Source organism: Thermocoleostomius sinensis A174, assembly GCF_026802175.1.
GTDB lineage: Bacteria > Cyanobacteriota > Cyanobacteriia > Elainellales > Elainellaceae > Thermocoleostomius > Thermocoleostomius sinensis.
In genome coordinates this window covers 4,852,542-4,869,614 of record NZ_CP113797.1, presented here as the reverse complement: position 1 = coordinate 4,869,614, position 17,073 = coordinate 4,852,542, and the positions used below count along the sequence as shown (strand labels likewise).

Below are 17,073 nucleotides of genomic sequence, written 5' to 3'. Positions count from 1 at the left end.
CAACCTCGGCTGAGGGTGAAACAGCGCGGCCAATCACTCAACGTTTCAACGCTAGATAGAGAAAACCATTGAGATTTCATTTTACGATCAGGAGCGATCGATGGTAGAACCAAGTATGGACTTTGAAGCATCCGTCACCACTACTTGGGAGCGAATTCAGGACATGCTCGTGTTAAATGCGGTTAAGCACATCGATCTAAGTCGATCTAAGTCGTTGGATCATTTAACCAAAATACTGCAATTTTGGTACTGCCTCGTAACCCCACTGAGACAATATTTAGATACAGTACTGGATTATCATCCAACTTCATGGCATACACCTCTCCATTCGCATAGGTCGTTTCGATCGGTTCAAAGGTGTAATTTGGAAAAGTTTCTTGATAATATTCCAGGATCTGATTACGCCGCTGGGGAAGGATAATTTCAATTGTAAATATGCCTGGCTTTCGCTGTGGTTCGCCTGTTGCTTCCCCACAGTCATCAAAAAACAATGGCGCGTGTTCTGCAAATAAAGCACAGTTGATTTCAGCTTGTTGTGCAGCCCGGGCTGTTTGCCCGATCGCTCCGGCGGCACTTGCATCCAACGCTTCACGTTGAGCCAAAAAATCTCGCAGTTGTTGCAACTGTTCTGGTGTCAGCCCTTGGAACGCTTCTGGCAACGGCTGGGTTGGCCCGGGAGCCACATCCGATGGGGTAGGGGTGACCGATAGGTCTGCTGGTGTTGGTTCGGGGGAAACTTCTGGTGTCGGTTCTGGAGTAATCTCAGGTGTGGGTTCTGGAATGGGAACGGGAACGGGAACGGGAACGGGAACGGGACTAGGAATAACGGCGGCTGGAGTGGGAACAGGAACAGGTGATGGAGTGGGAACGATCGCCTCTGGCGTGGGCGTGGGCGTGGGCGTAGGCAAAGCAGAGGGATTTTCAATTAAGGCATTGAGGGAGGCTAAATCGATCGTTTCTTCCTCAGGAGGTTCTTCTTCGGCAACTGATTCTGGCTCAGAGGGAATAGGCACAAGTAACACTAAGCCATGCAGGGCCAGTGAGGCAACCAGCATCGGACGGTACAAGATGTTCCAAAGCGGAGATCCCGTTTTTTGTGAGTGATTGGATAAGCGATGCATGGGAAAGTTAGAAGTATCTGTACCAGTCAGCAATAATGGGGCGAGGATAGTTCGCCCCAAGCAACATGCATTGGTAGATGCAGGATGTAATAGCGTCTAACGCAGACTGTTATTGCGAATACAAACTACTGAGCTTCGAGCCGCAACAAGTCCTCAATCTGAACGCCGATCGTGTTTTGGTTGGCAAACACGGTACCTGTCCGTCCTTCGTTGAATCGCTCTTGGGCTAGGGTATACGCCTCAGACGGCAACGGAACATAACCGACCTCAGTCACCAACTCTGGATTCTGGAGATGAAACTGCACAAACTGCTGAACTTCAGGACGCTGTGCTGCCTCTGCATTAACGTAAATAAATAGAGGGCGAGAAAGGGGCTGATAGGTGCCATTCTCAACATTAGCCCGCTCTGGCGCAACCGGGCCATCGCCACCATCAATTGGAACAGCCCTTAACCGACCTGCATTGGCCTCATAGTAGGCAAGACCAAAATAACCCAGCGCATTGACATCGCTGACCACACCCTGAACCAGAACGTTGTCATCTTCACTGGCTGTAAAGTCAGCCCGACTCTCCCCCGATTTACCCACGATTGCTTCAGTGAAGTAATCGAAGGTACCAGAATCAGTTCCAGGACCATAGAGATTGATGGGTTGATCAGGAAATCCTTCACGGATTTGGCTCCAGCTTGTGATGGTTCCTTGAGCCGCGGGTTCCCACATCGTCTTCAGTTCCTCGACCGTGAGGCTGTCCACCCAATCGTTGTTGGGATTGACTACAACCGTTAGGGCATCGTAGGCAATGGGTAGCTCAATGTATTCGATACCTGCTGCTTCACACGCCGCAATTTCTTCGGCTTTGATGGGACGAGACGCATTGGAAATTGCTGTCTCTCCGGCACAAAAGCGGCTGAAACCGCCTCCCGTACCCGATACACCCACTGTCACTCGTGTACCAGGATTCGCAGCCTGGAATTCTTCCGCCATCGCTTCTGAAATGGGAAACACCGTGCTGGAACCGTCGATTTGAATTTCAGAAGTGCCTTGAGACAACACCGCAGACACCGAAGCTGCCATCACAGTCACGGTAGCGGCCAAGGTTCCTACCAGGAATCGACCAGGTTTAACTTTCACTGCATTCTTTAACATGCATCACACTCCACGACGCTGAGTAAAGATAAACAAGGCGTCAGGAGTTAACGTAACTGGTTAAGATTAAGATTTTTTAAAAACTAGAACGAGCAAAGGTTATGAAAAAATTAATACTTGATTATGATGTGGCGATCGCCAGCCTCGGACTCTCAGTTCAACGCCATTAACATTAGTTAATTTAAAAACTATGCTTTGCTCAGCATAAAACAAGCCGCAGATTTGTTAGTTTTCATACCGTCTTATTGAGTCCTTAACCTTCCCTTTACAAATAAGTTATAAACTCACAGGAGGCTAATTCAAATGATTTCGATAAACAGGAGACCCCGTAAAGGATTATGTCGCTTCTGAATCAATCCCTTAAGCAATTTGGAGCCGTTCTCTTGACGGCTGGTTTAGTGGCCGCTTGCGGTGGCGGCACCACCACCACGACCACTCAAAGTCCTGCGGGCGACACCACGGCAGCGGCAGGTGGCACCACGGCGGGTGGCGGTGATGTGTCTGGTAGTGTGCTAGTAGATGGTTCCAGCACGGTGTTCCCCATTTCGGAAGCGATGGCGGAAGAGTTCATGGCTGCGAATCCTGGTGTTCGGGTCACGGTCGGTGTATCAGGCACAGGCGGTGGTTTCAAGAAGTTCTGCGCGGGTGAAACGGATATTTCCAATGCCTCTCGCCCCATTAAGCAGGAAGAGATTGAAGCCTGCGAAGCAGGTGGTGTTGAGTTTGTAGAGCTTCCGATCGCCTTTGACGGTCTTTCGGTGGTAGTTAATCCAGAGAACGACTTCGCTCAGTGCTTAACAGTAGACGAACTGAAAACGATGTGGGAACCTGCCGCTCAGGGCACCATCAACAACTGGAATCAGATTCGCCCAGATTTCCCCAGCCTCAACTTGGGACTCTATGGCCCCGGAACCGATTCTGGAACCTATGACTACTTTGCGGAAGCCATTGTGGGCGAAGATGGAACCCGAGGTGACTTTACGGCTAGTGAAGACGACAACGTGATTGTGCAGGGTGTTTCTGCTGATCCCGGTGGACTTGGATTCTTTGGCTATGCCTACTATGTGGAGAACCAAGATCGGTTAAAACTGGTAGAAATCGATGGAGGGGATGGTTGTGTCGCTCCTAGCGAACAGACGATCGCCGACGGAACCTATCAGCCCCTCTCTCGTCCGGAGTTTATCTATGTGAAGACCACGTCGCTGGACAATCCGGCTGTGCGGGCCTTTGTGGACTTCCAAATGGACCCAGCTAATGCCAACTTGATCCAGGAAGTGGGCTATGTGCCGATGCCGAACGAGATCAATGAACTGCGAGTGCAGCGTATTGAAGATAGAAAAACTGGCTCGGTGTTTGAAGGCGGATCTGCGGTTGGCACGAAGTTATCCGATCTATTAGCCGCCGAGCAATAGGACTAAGTTTGCAAACAGCAAACAGCCATATTCTTTATTCCGCTTGGCTGAGTCCTGATGTAGCTCACTGTAGGGGTGTCTATGTTAGATACCTCTACAGCAAATCATTTGTTTGGTGTACTTGGCGGGTTTTCTCTGGCTTGTGTAGTTTCTCTACCCAGTATTTCTACGATGACTCTTGATTCACCCACTCCGGGTTCGTCCAGTTTATGGCAGCCTAATCGTCAATTGAGTAAAACGATGGAGAATATTGTCAAGGTCGTTTTTGCGGCTTTTGCCTTTGTCTCTGTCATCACGACGATCGGAATTGTCTTAACACTAATTTTCGAGACGATCGAATTCTTTCGAGCGGTTCCGCTTTGGCGCTTTTTAACCGATCGCCAATGGACGCCGTTGTTCTCTAATCAGCAGTTTGGTATTTTCGTGCTGATTAGCGCCACCATTATGACTTCGGCGATCGCTATTTTGGTAGCCGTGCCGCTCGGATTAATGGCAGCCATTTATCTCAGTGAATATGCCAGTCCCAAACTCCGCAAGTGGTTGAAGCCAGCGCTAGAAGTTTTGGCAGGGGTTCCGTCGGTTGTATTTGGTTACTTTGCCCTATTAACAGTGACACCGTTCCTGCAAGCGTTTATCCCAGGATTGCAGGGATTCAACGCCCTGAGTGCTGGAATTGTACTTGGCATTTCGATTATTCCTCTGGTCGCTTCTCTCAGTGAAGACGCTATTTACTCGGTGCCCCGCAGTTTGAGGGATGGTTCCTATGCGTTGGGCACAACTAAGCGAGAAACAATTACCTCAGTTGTGTTACCCGCCGCGCTATCGGGCATTGTTGCCTCCGTGATCTTGGCGGTATCGCGGGCGATCGGTGAAACCATGATCGTGACCCTGGCAGCAGGGCAAAATCCACGCTTGGGCTTCAACCCACTGGTTCCAGTGCAGGCAATGACCGCCTACATCGTACAGGTAAGTTTGGGCGATACACCCGCCGGGTCACTTGCCTACAAAACCATCTTCGCAGTGGGTATGACCTTGTTCTTGATGACTTTGGTTCTGAACCTGTTCAGCTTCTGGTTTGTCAACCGTTTCCGGGAGAAGTACGACTAATGACTGCCCAAGATTCTCAAATTCTTTACGATGAGCGTGCTCCCAAGGATAGTCTTTTTCAACCAAATTTAGCGGGGCGCTATAAGTTAGATAGCATCTTCTCGGTGCTGGCACTGGTGTGTACGTTGTTTGGCTTGTTGGTGCTGGCCTGGTTGTTGATCGATGTACTAGTCGATGGGTTGCCTCGCCTAAACTGGAACTTCTTGACCTCATTTCCATCTCGTCGTCCCGATCAAGCTGGCTTGCTTTCAGCGTTGGTAGGTTCGCTGTGGCTGATTCTGATTGTGGCTGTGGTTGCGTTTCCCGTTGGAGTTGGCGCAGGCATTTTTTTGGAAGAGTTTGTCACTGATAGCTGGTGGGAAAACATTATCGAAATCAATATTGCTAACCTGGCCGGAGTCCCCTCGATTATTTACGGCTTGTTAGGTTTAGCGGCATTTGTGCGGTTTATGGCTCCTATCACAGGAGGTCGGAGCATTCTATCTGGCGGTTTAACACTGGCCCTGCTAGTGTTGCCGATCGTAATTGTGGCAACTCGTGAGGCGTTGCGGGCGGTTCCTGGTAGTTTGCGTCAAGCAGGGTTTGCATTGGGGGCAACTCGATGGCAAGTAGTACGCGAGCACATTCTGCCTCAAGCATTACCCGGTATTCTCACTGGAACTATCTTGGCATTATCGCGGGCGATCGGTGAAACGGCTCCGCTAATCACGATCGGAGCGCTGACTTTTATTTCGTTCTTGCCCAGCGGCATTCGCGATTCGTTTACTGCCTTGCCTATTCAAATTTACAACTGGGTCTCTCGTCCACAACCTGCTTTCCACGAATTAGCAGCAGCAGGCATCATTGTATTGATGGTGGTTCTGTTGCTAATGAACTCGCTGGCAATTTATCTACGCAATAGACTGCAACAGTCTCGTTAACTTCATGCTTCCGGTTCACCAATTAATCAATTGAGTTTGCAGAGCTATTACTACCTGGCCAGTTGTTCATCATTTGTTTTTTGTTGTTACCTTAATCTATTTCAGAACTCACCATTATGGTTAATGCCTCTCATCCTACTATTACCGAAACCGTTCTTCGCACGAAGAACCTCAATGTCTATTATGGTTCTTCGTTGGCGGTTCGAGATGTGTCACTTGATATTCCTCCGCGCCAAATCGTGGCGTTTATTGGCCCATCTGGATGTGGTAAAAGTACGGTTCTACGCTGCTTCAACCGCACCAATGATCTGATCCCTGGAGCGAGGGTTGAAGGTAAGGTTACGTTTCACGGCAAAGATCTGTACGGTAAAGGTGTTGACCCGGTTGAGGTGCGTCGTCGCATTGGTATGGTGTTCCAAAAGCCAAACCCCTTTCCGAAATCAATCTACGAAAATATTGCCTTCGGTGCTCGGATTAACGGCTACAAGGGCAATATGGATGAACTGGTGGAAACCTCTCTACGCAAAGCTGCCATCTGGGACGAGGTGAAGGACAAGCTGAAGCAGAGTGGTTTGGGCTTGTCGGGTGGACAACAGCAACGCCTGTGCATTGCGCGGGCAATTGCAATCGAACCTGAAGTGATTTTGATGGACGAACCCTGTTCAGCGCTTGACCCCATTTCAACTTTGCGCGTGGAAGAACTGATGCAGGAGTTGAAAGAGCAATACACGATCGTGATTGTAACGCACAACATGCAGCAGGCAACCCGTGTGTCTGACTATACGGCTTTCTACAACGCAGAAGCCACGGAAGGTGGTAACAAAATCGGTTACTTGGTTGAATATGCACCCACAGAGCAAGTGTTCAACAATCCAATGGAGCAGGCTACACGAGACTATGTGAGTGGTCGCTTTGGTTAATTCGATTTATTAGATCTTTTGTTGTTGTTATTTTAGTTGATGCAATCCTGCCCCCATTCGTGTGGGTAGGATTGGTATACTTTGGCATTTGGCTGGGTGAATGAAATGTTGAGATGAAGTAGAATTTTGCTTCACCTGCTGAATAGAGGCTGGATAAGTAGCTTGGAATGGAGAAATGGCACAGTCGAAACGGATATCAAACCACACGAGTTTTGTTGGTTGATAGTGAAAAATCTATTTGCGACACGGTCAGGCTTGCTTTGATTGAAGAGGGATTAGAAGTAATTTGCTTGTCAGATGGGCGAACTGCCTGGGAAGAGCTTTATCTTGCTGAACGACAAAGACATAGCGATAGACAAAATTTTCCGTTTCATTTAATTGTTCTGGATGCCGTTTTACCAGGAATGAATGGATTGGAAATTTGCCGGTTTGTTCGTGCCCGTCGCAATCCTGTACCAATTTTAATGATTAGTCATAAAAATAGCGAAGAAGATAAAGTCTTAGGATTAGAAATGGGAGCAGATGATTATCTAACAAAACCATTTCATCTACGAGAACTGGTTGCTCGGTGTCGTTGCTTATTACGTTCCCATTTGAATTATCTTTGTCAACCTACTGTTTTAAGCTTTGGCGATATTCGGCTATATCCCGATGAATATCGAGTTGAAATTCAGGGACAGCCTGTTAACTTACCCCTACAGGAGTTTCGGATTTTACAACTATTTCTTAAACATCCCCAGCAGATTTTAACTCAGGCGGAACTGATCAAACAGGTTTGGGGAAACGATCGCGAAATTCATCCTAAAACGCTGCGCGCTTACATTGAACGGTTGCGCAAGAAAATTGAATCGAATCCGAAAGCTCCACAATACATTAAAACGGCACGAGGTAAAGGCTATTGTTTGGGTAGTATTCAGTAAAACGACATCGGCGAAAACAAATAAAAGAAAATCTATAGAATTCAACAGGATGTTATTAACGATTGCTTAATCTATCGTTAATACACGTTTGGTAGGTTCGTGGGTGGTTTTGATCCTTTTTAAGGATTGTGTGGTATTCGGTTATTGTTTGACAAATTACGAACCTATCCAGAGAGAAGAGCACTGACAATTATGGCGGTTAAGCGCAGACACTTTTTAATGTTCTTGGGTGCAGGGGCTGGCTCGATCGCACTGCAACCCTTTATGAAGAACGGAAACGGACAACTATTTTCTCCTTCCGTGCAAGGTGAAACGGCGTCCGCTCAAGCAGGTGGACTGTTCTTTCGACCCATTCGGGGGCCGATGCCTTTGCTGAATGACGGCATGGATCAGTCCAAACAACTGAGCGATTACAGCCAGTTTGTGGTTCAAGATGATGTCGTACTGCCAGAAGGTTATACTTACCAGGTGATTGTTTCGTGGGGAGATCCCATTGGTGAGAACGACCACTTTGGATACAACAACGACTATGTCACCTTTATTGAAACGGCTTCTAATGAAGGATATTTAGTCGTCAATCATGAGTATATTAGCGCGAAGTCTTGGAAGCAGGCATATCAGCAAGTAATTGGCAAATCTTTGCCATTTGATGAAGTTCTTGCTGCTATTCAAGCCACTCCAGACGGTGAAATTGATGCCTTCTCTCTCCCCGATGGCGATCCCTTGAAGGCGCAAATTTACGAAATTTCCAAAGCGGCTCAATACGATGCAGGACTTTCTGTCCTCTCCATTCGCAAGAAGGCCGATGGAACTTGGGAGCGCACCAATGCTGCAACCGATCGCCGCATCACTGGTATCTCTGGGCTAGAAGATGGCAATTATCTGAAAGTAACAGGGCCTGCGGCTGTTATCTTCCGTAAAACCAGTGGTCAAGGTTACTTGGATGGACTTGGAGACAAAATCATTGGGACGCACCAGAACTGCGCAGGTGGCACCACCCCCTGGGGAACCGTGTTTAGTGCTGAAGAAAATTTCCAGGGTGAAGTTGCAGAACCTGTGTATGCGGATGGAACTTCCTTTCCCCCTAGTGCTAAACCCTTTAACTGGGTTTGGGAAGAAGGCGAAATCGAAGACATTGCTGGACAAGGAAACGTGTTGGGATATGCGGGCAACAAATACGGTTGGGCAGTAGAAGTAGACCCGGCAAACGCCAACGATTATGGCACGAAGCACACGTGGTTAGGACGCTATCGCCACGAAGCCTTTGCCTTCCGAGCCGAACAGGGCAAGCCCTTGGCGGTGTATTCCGCTTGCGATCGTCGTAGTGGACACCTCTACAAGTTTGTTAGCAGCGGCGCGGTCAGCAACCCCACCGACAAGGCCAACTCGCGATTACTGCAAGATGGTATGCTTTACGGTGCAAAATTTAATCCTGATGGGACAGGGCAGTGGATTGCTCTAACGCTGGACACACCTGTTAATCCCGATCTGCCTAGTGCGCATGTAGGAGGGATCATCACGCTCCCCAACCCCGATCGCACCGCAGGCGGCAGTATTAAAGTTGAAGATGATGCGGCGATCGCAGCCTACAAGCAACAGTTCCGCACCCTTGGCGATCTCTATGTTGGGAGTGACGAGGAAAAGCAAGGAGCCATTCTCATTGATGCTCACTTTGCCGCTAATGCTGCGGGCGTTACCTGTGGCGCACGCCCAGAAGACACCGATGTCTCAGATGATGGAACGCTGATCATCGCTTACACTTCGGGTTCACCCAGCGGTAGCGATGGCGGTCCCAACGCCAGCATTTTTGCAGGACCGAATGGGGAAACCCCGTATGAGCACGGCTGGATTATGAAGCTGATTGATGACAATGGTGATCCGGCAGCTATGACTTTCACCTGGGAAATTTTCGCAACGGGTGGTGAGCCTGCTGAGGGCGGTTTGGGCTTCTCCAATCCAGACAACCTGATGTTTGATGCCAAGGGCAATGTTTGGATGGTGACAGATATGTCTACAGACAAGCACAACAAAGCCATTCCTAGCCGCACTAAAGAGGATGGCTCTGCGGTTAGCCAGTCTGATTTGCGAGGCTTGTTTGGTAACAACTCAGTCTGGTATCTTCCTACGTCTGGTCCGAATGCAGGTGAGGCGTATCTGTTTGCCTATGGGCCAATGGATTGTGAAATCTGTGGTCCGTTTCTCTCAGCCGATGAGAAAACGCTGTTCCTAGCACCTCAGCATCCCGGTGAGTATAACGGAATTCGGCAAAACATGGCCTCTGAAACTCGTGAATTCGCCATGAGAACCACAGATGGTCAGGAGTTTATACAAACTCGTGAAGTGCCGATCGGATCTAACTGGCCGGGCAAAGGGGTGAATGATCCGGCTAAACCCAGCGTGATTGCCGTTCGTCGATTAGATGGCGGTAGCATCACTGGCTGATTCATTGCTGGAGAAATAGCCGTCTAGCAGAGTTCGCATCGCTCTTTGCAGTTAGAAACTTGAATGAGTGATTAGATTAATCTTTGCCGCTCCAGCGATTTGGGGCGGTTTTTTATAGTTTGAGTAAACTTGATGAGGGTATGGCAGAAAATTAAAGTTTGTTTTAAGATAGAAACGTTTCAACAAAAATTAATTCAACATAAATTGATGGGTTTTGCAATTCTTCCCTCGATCGAAATTAGTGCTGGATTTCATGCCCTTTCAGAACCATTGCGCTTGCAGGTGGTTGATTTGCTGCGAGAGCAGGAGTTATGTGTGTGTGATCTCTGCGAGAGTCTGAATGTGGCGCAGTCCAAGCTATCGTTCCACTTGAAAGTTCTGAGAGAAGCTAAGTTGATTCGATCGCGCCAGGAGGGACGTTGGATTTACTACAGCCTGAATCTATCTCAATTTGTGATTCTAGAGCAGTACCTAGCCGAGTTTCGACGATTCAGCCCAATCCTACCGTCTCGCACCTGTCATGAGGAAGAGTAACAGCAGTCCGTTCTGCCATATCGCCTCGTTTTAAGATTAACAATTGTTTTCACAGATTGTTTTCTCCATAACTTGACAAATCAATTTTTTTTGAAATTATAAGCAATGTACCCTTCGCTACAATCATGGGAATTAAGTAGCTATGAGCACATTCATTCAAAAATCTATTCAAAATCAAAACCAGATTCAACATCAAGTTCACCAACCCATCCGCCAGTCTGTCTACAGCGGGATGGTTGCCCTTAGTGTTCTGGCGTTGACGGTGGGCTGTTCTGCTCCAACTTCAACCACTCAAACAGGTTCACAGTCACCGCAAACTGAAACAACTGGAACCGTTGAGCAGGTGACGATCGTTGCCGATGGTTCCAGTACCGTCTATCCCCTCACTGATGAAGCAGTGCAGGAATACCAGTTTGAAAACCGGGAAACAGCAGAGTTCTCGGTCACTTTCTCCGGTACAACTGGTGGATTTCGTAAATTCTGTGCTGGAGAAACTGATATTTCCAATGCTTCTCGTCCTATCAACTCCAGTGAAATTGAAGCCTGTCGATCGGCAGGGGTGAACTATGTAGAACTGCCTGTGGCGTATGATGCGCTGACAGTCGCGGTACATCCCACCAATACGTGGGCAGAAAGTATGACCGTTGCCGAGTTAAAGCGATTATGGGAACCTGCGGCTGAGGGAACGATCACCAACTGGAATCAAATTCGCCCGGATTGGCCGAATCAACCAATTAACTTGTACGGGGCAGGCAGTGACTCTGGAACTTTTGATTACTTCACCGAAGCAATCGTAGGCGAATCTCGCGCTAGCCGCAGCGATTATACTGCCAGCGAAGATGATGAAGCACTGGTGCGAGGACTGCGTTCTGACCCCAATGGCTTGGGCTACTTTGGCTATGCCTACTATGAAGAGAACCAGCGGTTACTGAAACCTGTGGCGATCGACAACGGGAATGGCCCAGTCTTACCGTCTTCAGAAACTGTTGTAGCTGGTGATTATCAACCCCTAGCGCGACCACTGTTTATCTACGTCAACACTGATGCGCTGCAAAACAAGCCAGAACTGCGAGAATTTGTCGAGTTCTATCTGCTCAATGCTGAAACCTTTGCCAAAGCCATTGGCTATGTGCCCCTACCCGATGAAGTCTATACGATTGCACTAGATCACTTGCAGCAAAACAAGGTGGGAACGGCCTTTGGTGGCGTTGCGGAAACAAATTTGAAACTGGAAGATCTTCTTCAGCGGGAGAAGACCTATTAATTAACTTTTTGAAGCGTAGAGGAGCATCATGAGCGATCGAAGCAATTCATCTGCGGTACAAGCTGGAGGTAAGCTGAGCTTTTTTGAGCGCTATCTGACGGTATGGGTATTTCTATGCATTATTGCAGGCGTGATTCTGGGACGATTGTTTCCGGGCGTTGCAGTGGCATTAGACGCTATGAGCATCTACCAGGTATCTATTCCGATCGCGATTTGTCTGTTCTTCATGATGTATCCCATCATGGTAAAGATTGACTTTTCGCAAGCGAAACAAGCAGTTCGCGCCCCCAAGCCTGTAATTCTTACGCTAATTGTGAATTGGTTAATCAAACCGTTCACAATGGTGGTATTTGCTCAGTTTTTTCTAGGATGGTTGTTTCGTCCACTCATTGCTGGAACTGAATTGATTCGGGGCGTTTCAGTTCCGTTGGCTGATTCTTACATTGCGGGAGCAATTCTGCTAGGTATTGCTCCTTGTACGGCAATGGTGTTGATGTGGGGTTATTTATCCTACAGCAATCAGGGACACACGCTGGTGATGGTAGCGGTGAATTCATTGGCCATGTTGTTCCTCTATGCACCATTAGGACGGTGGTTGCTAGCTGCTAATAACTTGAGCGTACCTTGGCAAACGATCGTGCTTTCGGTTTTGATCTATGTGGGGTTGCCGTTGCTCGCAGGAATGTATTCCCGATATTGGATTTTTAAACACAAGGGTAAAGCTTGGTTTGAGCGTGAGTTTTTGCAGTATTTAACTCCGGTAGCCATCACAGCCATGCTAATTACCTTAGTATTGCTGTTCGCCTTTAAGGGTGAACTCATTGTTAGAAACCCGCTCCATATTCTGCTGATTGCTGTTCCACTCTTCATTCAAACGAACTTTATCTTCCTTATCACCTATGTCATCGCCCAAAAGATGAAGTTAGCTTACGAAGATGCTGCTCCAGCGGCTTTAATTGGAGCCAGCAACCACTTTGAAGTTGCCATTGCTACCGCCATTACCCTATTTGGTTTAAACTCTGGAGCCGCACTCGCAACCGTGGTAGGGGTGCTAATCGAAGTGCCTGTGATGCTGATGCTAGTTGAGTGTTGCAAGCGCACCGCTTTTTGGTTTCCCCGTGAGCCAGAAAAAGCAACGTTGCCCGATCCTCGTTGTGTTCCCAGTGGATGGAATTAGTTGGGAGTTGGGAACCAGGAGTGGGAAACCAACTACTGATTACCGATTACCTGTCGCACGTATACACGTACAAAGGAGACACTTGCTGTGAAAAAAGTCATGTTTGTTTGTAAGAAGAATTCGGCTCGATCGCAAATGGCAGAGGGATTTGCTAAAACCTTGGGTAAGGGCCAAATTGATGTGACGAGTTCTGGATTGGAAGCTAGCCAAGTACGTCCGGAGGCGATCGCGGCGATGAAAGAAGTCGGAATTGATATCAGCGATCAATACTCGAAACCACTCAGTGATTTCAAGGCAGACGAGTTTGATGTGGTGATTTCGCTTTGTGGCTGTGGGGTAAATTTGCCACCGGAATGGGTGATGCAGGAAGTGTTTGAGGATTGGCAGTTGGATGATCCGGCTGAACAACCTGACATTTTCCCGCGTGTGCGAGATGAAATTAAAGAGCGGGTCGAGAAGCTGATTGAATCGGTCAAAGATGCGGCTGTGATTGGCTAAACTGGAGTCGAACTATGTTGCGCTTGGTTGCGCTGTTCTTCTCTCTTTATGGCTCGACAAAACAACGAAACGGTTCCCCTGTTGCTGGCTTTTCTAATTACAGTGGGGTTGATTGCAGCCGGATTCTGGTTCTTTGGCAGAAATTTGATTTCGAGCCTTGGGCAATCTCCACCTTCCCCAACTCAACCAAACCAGCCCCCATTATCTCCAGACCCCACACCTTCTCCAAATCAAGCAACTGGGGGATTGCGCCTTGACCCGTCGCTGCCGAATCCAGATGTGTTGACGATCGATGGCAGTGTCACCATGGTGGCGTTGATGAAGCAACTTCAGCTTGCCTACACGCAGGTCAATCCGTCACTGCCGACGACCTATGGTGTACCCGACGGGAGACCGAATGGCACTAACGCTGGCATTCAAAATTTAATTCGTGACCAAGTGTGGATGGCAGCTAGTTCCCGTCCGCTGCGGCCAGATGAGACCAATGTTGGCTTACAGGGTGTGCCAATCGCCAGAGATGCCTTGGCGATCGTGGTTGGAGTTGATAATCCTTTCACAGGCAGCCTGACGCTGGATCAACTCAAGCAAATCTTTCAAGGGCAAATTACAAACTGGTCAGAGGTGGGCGGCTCACCTGCACCGATTCGCGTGATCAATCGAGCACCCGACAGTGGAACCTATACTTTGTTTCAGGATGTTGTTTTGTTGGGGCAACCGTTTGCAGCAGACGGTCCCAACTTCACAACCGCACAACAAGACGAAACGACACCATTACTGCGATCGCTAGGAACGGACGGCATCACTTACAGCACGGTGCAACAAGTTGTCAATCAACAAACGGTGCGCATTGTTCCCATCAATGATATCTCTCCAACCGATCGAGAAGCGGTGAGAACAGGGAATTATCCAATTAGCCGCGTAGTCTATTTGGTCGCAAAACAACAAACAAGTCCTGCGGTTAAACAGTTTATTGAAATGACATTATCCCCTCAAGGTCAACAAATTGTAGAACGAGTTGGTTTCATTCCGCTTTAGTTGAGTATATTTTTGATAATTTTAGAAGTAAAATTTTATACGCTTTCATGAGATGTAGCGGTATGAAGGATGGTTCAGACAGGTCTGCCCTTCAAACTCATTCATTTCAGGTTTCAGCAACCTGAGATTCTCCTGATTGACTCATTCGTTGCCATAGTACGAATCGATGATTATCACTTTGTTCTTCTGCTGCTGAGTGCTGTAAAATTTCCTTAACGTATTCTTAAACTTCAATCATATTCAAATCATTTTTCGTTGTCATGCTGTGGCCAAGTTGAACATTGACCTTCAACACCAGCAGATAAGACGAGGTGATTTATGACATTGAGTAGCAAGAAGGGCCTCTTGGCCACGCTTCTGGCCGCTTCTATGGGTGTTGCAGCGTGTGGGCCACGCACCGCAGAGGCTCCCGTTCCGGGTGATACGGCGGCTGGAACAGGCGATGCCCCGGCTCAAACGGGTGATGGACAAACTGTGGCAATTAGTGGCGCAGGGGCAACCTTCCCCGCACCTTTATACCAACGCTGGTTTGATGCCTATAACCGGGAAGTGGATTCAGGTGTGCAAATTAGCTATCAGTCGGTTGGTAGCGGTGCTGGACTGGAACAGTACATTAACGGTACAGTTGATTTTGGGGCCAGCGATGCTCCGATCGAGGGCGATCGATTGGAATCATTCCGACAGCAGTACAATGCTGAACCCATTCAGGTGCCGATGGCAGGCGGCGCGGTTGTACTAGCCTATAACCTACCTGAAGTTGAAGGTGAAGAACTGAGATTATCCCGCGAGGCGTACTGCGGGATTGCCACAGGCGAAATTACTCAGTGGAACGATCCGGCGATTGTGGCTGAAAATGAAGGACTCGACCTACCCGATCGCGATATTGTCTTTGCCCATCGTTCGGACGGTAGTGGCACTACGTTTATCTTCGTCAATCATTTAGATTCAGCCTGTCCGAATTGGCAAGCTGGTGTAGGAACCTCGGTAGATTGGCCTACAGGACAAGGTGGACAGGGAAATGAAGGCGTGACAGCATTAATTCAGCAAAATGAAGGAGCGATCGGCTATGTAGAATACGCCTACGCTAAGTTGAATGATATTCCAATGGCCACGTTAGAGAATGCATCGGGGAACTTCATTGAACCCTCTCCAGAGGCAGCAGCAGCAGCCTTTGAAGATGTCGAAATCCCTGAAGACTTTGGATTGCTGGTTCCTGACCCAGAGAACGACCAGGCATTCCCGATCGCAGGATTAACTTGGATTCTGGTTTATCCTGAATACGATGATCCACAACGCTGGCAAACACTCAGAAACGTGCTGGAGTGGGCGCTGACCGACGGTCGAGATATTACAGCGGAGTTAGATTACGTACCCATGCCTGATAGTGTTGTTCAACGAATTCAAGAAAGGTTAGATGAGGTACAAGCGTAATGGCTTGCTGCATGGATAAGTAGAACTTGTACAGGGATGGATGAGTGGGAGGTGAGTGGATAGAGAAACCATCGCTTTATTTGTTCACTGCCCTACTCTTCTCCTTGGTTGGTAACTTTATCGATGAATGAACTGGATGTAGAGAGTTTGTATAGAGGTGGGCATGGTAGGAGAAGCGCGAGAAACAAGGTTGTACAACCGACATAGCATCGAGAAAGAGATTACAACGGAACGAATTTTGGATCAGGGTTTTGTATGGCTAACGCTAGTAATGGCGATTGGAGTTGCAGCGGTTCTGGCGTTTGTGATTTTTGAAATTGCGATGTCAGCTTGGCCGGCCATTCAATCCTTCGGGCTTAGCTTTATAGTAACAACCACTTGGAACCCTGTCACAAATGTGTATGGAGCCTTGCCCCAAATCTATGGAACCCTGGTGACATCTGCTATTGCACTCGTGATTGCTGTTCCTGTGGGCATTGGTGTAGCAGTATTTCTCAGCGAAGATTTTCTTCCGGCATATATTCGCGAACCGATCGCCTTTGCAATCGAGCTAATTGTAGCCATTCCTAGCGTTGTGTTAGGGTTGTGGGGAATTTTTGTATTCATTCCGTTCCTACGTCCATTCTATCAATTTCTTTCAGATACGCTAGGTTGGATTCCGCTGTTTGCTGGTATTCCTAGAGGGTATAGTTTGCTGACTCTGGGAATTGTGCTGTCTATTATGATTGCCCCACTCATCATTTCTGTATCGCGAGGGACATTGGCCTCTCTGCCGCCAGAACTGCGTCAAGGCGCAATGGCCATGGGAGCCACTCGTTGGGAAACAATTTTTCGTGTTCTGATTCCTGCTGGATTGTCTGGCATCATTGGCTCAATTATGCTAGCACTAGGTCGAGCCATGGGCGAAACAATGGTCGCCGCTATGCTAGTGGGCAATTCTAACCGCATCACCGTATCGTTACTAGAACCGGGCGCAACCATTACTTCCCTAATTGCATCTCAGTTTGGCGAGGCAGGCCGTACACAAGTATCCGCATTACTATATGCCGGACTGGTATTGATGATTCTGACCTTAATTGTCAATATCCTCGCTGAATTAATCATTCGGAAGTTCCAAAATATCGAGTAATTTTAAGATTTCTGTTGA

The 17,073-nt window shown here is 48.1% G+C and carries 15 protein-coding genes; 13 read left to right on the top strand and 2 right to left on the bottom strand.

Annotated elements, in window-relative coordinates; translation table 11 throughout:
* Nucleotides 1–206 precede the first annotated feature (206 nt).
* Both OXH18_RS20985 and OXH18_RS20980 read right to left on the bottom strand, forming a co-directional pair.
* Nucleotides 207–1,055: a hypothetical protein gene (locus OXH18_RS20985; protein WP_268609414.1), complete on the bottom strand. Its 849-nt coding sequence runs from the start codon at nucleotides 1,053–1,055 to the stop codon at nucleotides 207–209.
* Between the two features lie 191 nt (nucleotides 1,056–1,246).
* Nucleotides 1,247–2,266, bottom strand: coding sequence for a PstS family phosphate ABC transporter substrate-binding protein (locus OXH18_RS20980; protein ID WP_268609413.1), 1,020 nt, complete (start codon nucleotides 2,264–2,266; stop codon nucleotides 1,247–1,249).
* 338 nt (nucleotides 2,267–2,604) lie between these two features.
* Between OXH18_RS20980 and OXH18_RS20975 the strand changes: the two genes are divergently transcribed.
* From OXH18_RS20975 to pstC (OXH18_RS20915), 13 genes are all read left to right on the top strand, one after another.
* Nucleotides 2,605–3,678, top strand: coding sequence for a PstS family phosphate ABC transporter substrate-binding protein (locus OXH18_RS20975; protein WP_268609412.1), 1,074 nt, complete (start codon nucleotides 2,605–2,607; stop codon nucleotides 3,676–3,678).
* A gap of 171 nt (nucleotides 3,679–3,849) precedes the next feature.
* Entirely contained in the window at nucleotides 3,850–4,785 is a 936-nt protein-coding gene (gene pstC, locus OXH18_RS20970) for a phosphate ABC transporter permease subunit PstC (RefSeq protein WP_268609411.1), read from the top strand.
* The gene (gene pstA / locus OXH18_RS20965) at nucleotides 4,785–5,705 is read left to right on the top strand and encodes a phosphate ABC transporter permease PstA (protein ID WP_268609410.1); all 921 of its coding nucleotides are present in this window, start codon (nucleotides 4,785–4,787) and stop codon (nucleotides 5,703–5,705) included. The genes pstC (OXH18_RS20970) and pstA overlap by 1 nt, the downstream gene beginning before the upstream one ends.
* Before the next feature lie 116 nt (nucleotides 5,706–5,821).
* Entirely contained in the window at nucleotides 5,822–6,625 is an 804-nt protein-coding gene (gene pstB / locus OXH18_RS20960) for a phosphate ABC transporter ATP-binding protein PstB (RefSeq protein WP_268609409.1), read from the top strand.
* Between the two features lie 167 nt (nucleotides 6,626–6,792).
* Entirely contained in the window at nucleotides 6,793–7,545 is a 753-nt protein-coding gene (locus tag OXH18_RS20955; RefSeq protein WP_268609408.1) for a response regulator transcription factor, read from the top strand.
* 192 nt (nucleotides 7,546–7,737) lie between these two features.
* Nucleotides 7,738–9,987 (top strand): PhoX family protein, encoded by a 2,250-nt coding sequence (locus OXH18_RS20950; RefSeq protein WP_268609407.1) that lies wholly within the window; start codon nucleotides 7,738–7,740, stop codon nucleotides 9,985–9,987.
* 207 nt (nucleotides 9,988–10,194) lie between these two features.
* The gene (locus OXH18_RS20945) at nucleotides 10,195–10,521 is read left to right on the top strand and encodes an ArsR/SmtB family transcription factor (protein WP_268609406.1); all 327 of its coding nucleotides are present in this window, start codon (nucleotides 10,195–10,197) and stop codon (nucleotides 10,519–10,521) included.
* A 232-nt stretch (nucleotides 10,522–10,753) separates the two neighbouring features.
* Nucleotides 10,754–11,785, top strand: a complete 1,032-nt coding sequence (locus OXH18_RS20940) for a PstS family phosphate ABC transporter substrate-binding protein (protein WP_315874771.1) — start codon at nucleotides 10,754–10,756, stop codon at nucleotides 11,783–11,785.
* Between the two features lie 28 nt (nucleotides 11,786–11,813).
* The gene (gene arsB / locus OXH18_RS20935; RefSeq protein WP_268609404.1) at nucleotides 11,814–12,962 is read left to right on the top strand and encodes an ACR3 family arsenite efflux transporter; all 1,149 of its coding nucleotides are present in this window, start codon (nucleotides 11,814–11,816) and stop codon (nucleotides 12,960–12,962) included.
* A gap of 87 nt (nucleotides 12,963–13,049) precedes the next feature.
* Nucleotides 13,050–13,460: an arsenate reductase, glutathione/glutaredoxin type gene (arsC, locus tag OXH18_RS20930; RefSeq protein ID WP_268609403.1), complete on the top strand. Its 411-nt coding sequence runs from the start codon at nucleotides 13,050–13,052 to the stop codon at nucleotides 13,458–13,460.
* A gap of 48 nt (nucleotides 13,461–13,508) precedes the next feature.
* Complete coding sequence (locus OXH18_RS20925; RefSeq protein ID WP_268609402.1) at nucleotides 13,509–14,495, top strand: phosphate ABC transporter substrate-binding protein; 987 nt, start codon at nucleotides 13,509–13,511, stop codon at nucleotides 14,493–14,495.
* A 318-nt stretch (nucleotides 14,496–14,813) separates the two neighbouring features.
* Complete coding sequence (pstS, locus tag OXH18_RS20920; RefSeq protein WP_390904340.1) at nucleotides 14,814–15,926, top strand: phosphate ABC transporter substrate-binding protein PstS; 1,113 nt, start codon at nucleotides 14,814–14,816, stop codon at nucleotides 15,924–15,926.
* A 163-nt stretch (nucleotides 15,927–16,089) separates the two neighbouring features.
* The gene (gene pstC / locus OXH18_RS20915) at nucleotides 16,090–17,055 is read left to right on the top strand and encodes a phosphate ABC transporter permease subunit PstC (protein ID WP_268609400.1); all 966 of its coding nucleotides are present in this window, start codon (nucleotides 16,090–16,092) and stop codon (nucleotides 17,053–17,055) included.
* The last annotated feature ends 18 nt before the right edge of the window (nucleotides 17,056–17,073 follow it).

Bases quoted from the DNA above. Each gene is read 5' to 3' on its own strand.
- OXH18_RS20985 (WP_268609414.1), bottom strand. From the start codon at position 1,055: ATGCTGGTTGCCTCACTGGCCCTGCATGGCTTAGTGTTACTTGTGCCT.
- OXH18_RS20980 (WP_268609413.1), bottom strand. From the start codon at position 2,266: ATGTTAAAGAATGCAGTGAAAGTTAAACCTGGTCGATTCCTGGTAGGA.
- OXH18_RS20975 (WP_268609412.1), top strand. From the start codon at position 2,605: ATGTCGCTTCTGAATCAATCCCTTAAGCAATTTGGAGCCGTTCTCTTG.
- pstC (WP_268609411.1), top strand. From the start codon at position 3,850: ATGACTCTTGATTCACCCACTCCGGGTTCGTCCAGTTTATGGCAGCCT.
- pstA (WP_268609410.1), top strand. From the start codon at position 4,785: ATGACTGCCCAAGATTCTCAAATTCTTTACGATGAGCGTGCTCCCAAG.
- pstB (WP_268609409.1), top strand. From the start codon at position 5,822: ATGGTTAATGCCTCTCATCCTACTATTACCGAAACCGTTCTTCGCACG.
- OXH18_RS20955 (WP_268609408.1), top strand. From the start codon at position 6,793: ATGGAGAAATGGCACAGTCGAAACGGATATCAAACCACACGAGTTTTG.
- OXH18_RS20950 (WP_268609407.1), top strand. From the start codon at position 7,738: ATGGCGGTTAAGCGCAGACACTTTTTAATGTTCTTGGGTGCAGGGGCT.
- OXH18_RS20945 (WP_268609406.1), top strand. From the start codon at position 10,195: ATGGGTTTTGCAATTCTTCCCTCGATCGAAATTAGTGCTGGATTTCAT.
- OXH18_RS20940 (WP_315874771.1), top strand. From the start codon at position 10,754: ATGGTTGCCCTTAGTGTTCTGGCGTTGACGGTGGGCTGTTCTGCTCCA.
- arsB (WP_268609404.1), top strand. From the start codon at position 11,814: ATGAGCGATCGAAGCAATTCATCTGCGGTACAAGCTGGAGGTAAGCTG.
- OXH18_RS20925 (WP_268609402.1), top strand. From the start codon at position 13,509: ATGGCTCGACAAAACAACGAAACGGTTCCCCTGTTGCTGGCTTTTCTA.
- pstS (WP_390904340.1), top strand. From the start codon at position 14,814: ATGACATTGAGTAGCAAGAAGGGCCTCTTGGCCACGCTTCTGGCCGCT.
- pstC (WP_268609400.1), top strand. From the start codon at position 16,090: ATGGTAGGAGAAGCGCGAGAAACAAGGTTGTACAACCGACATAGCATC.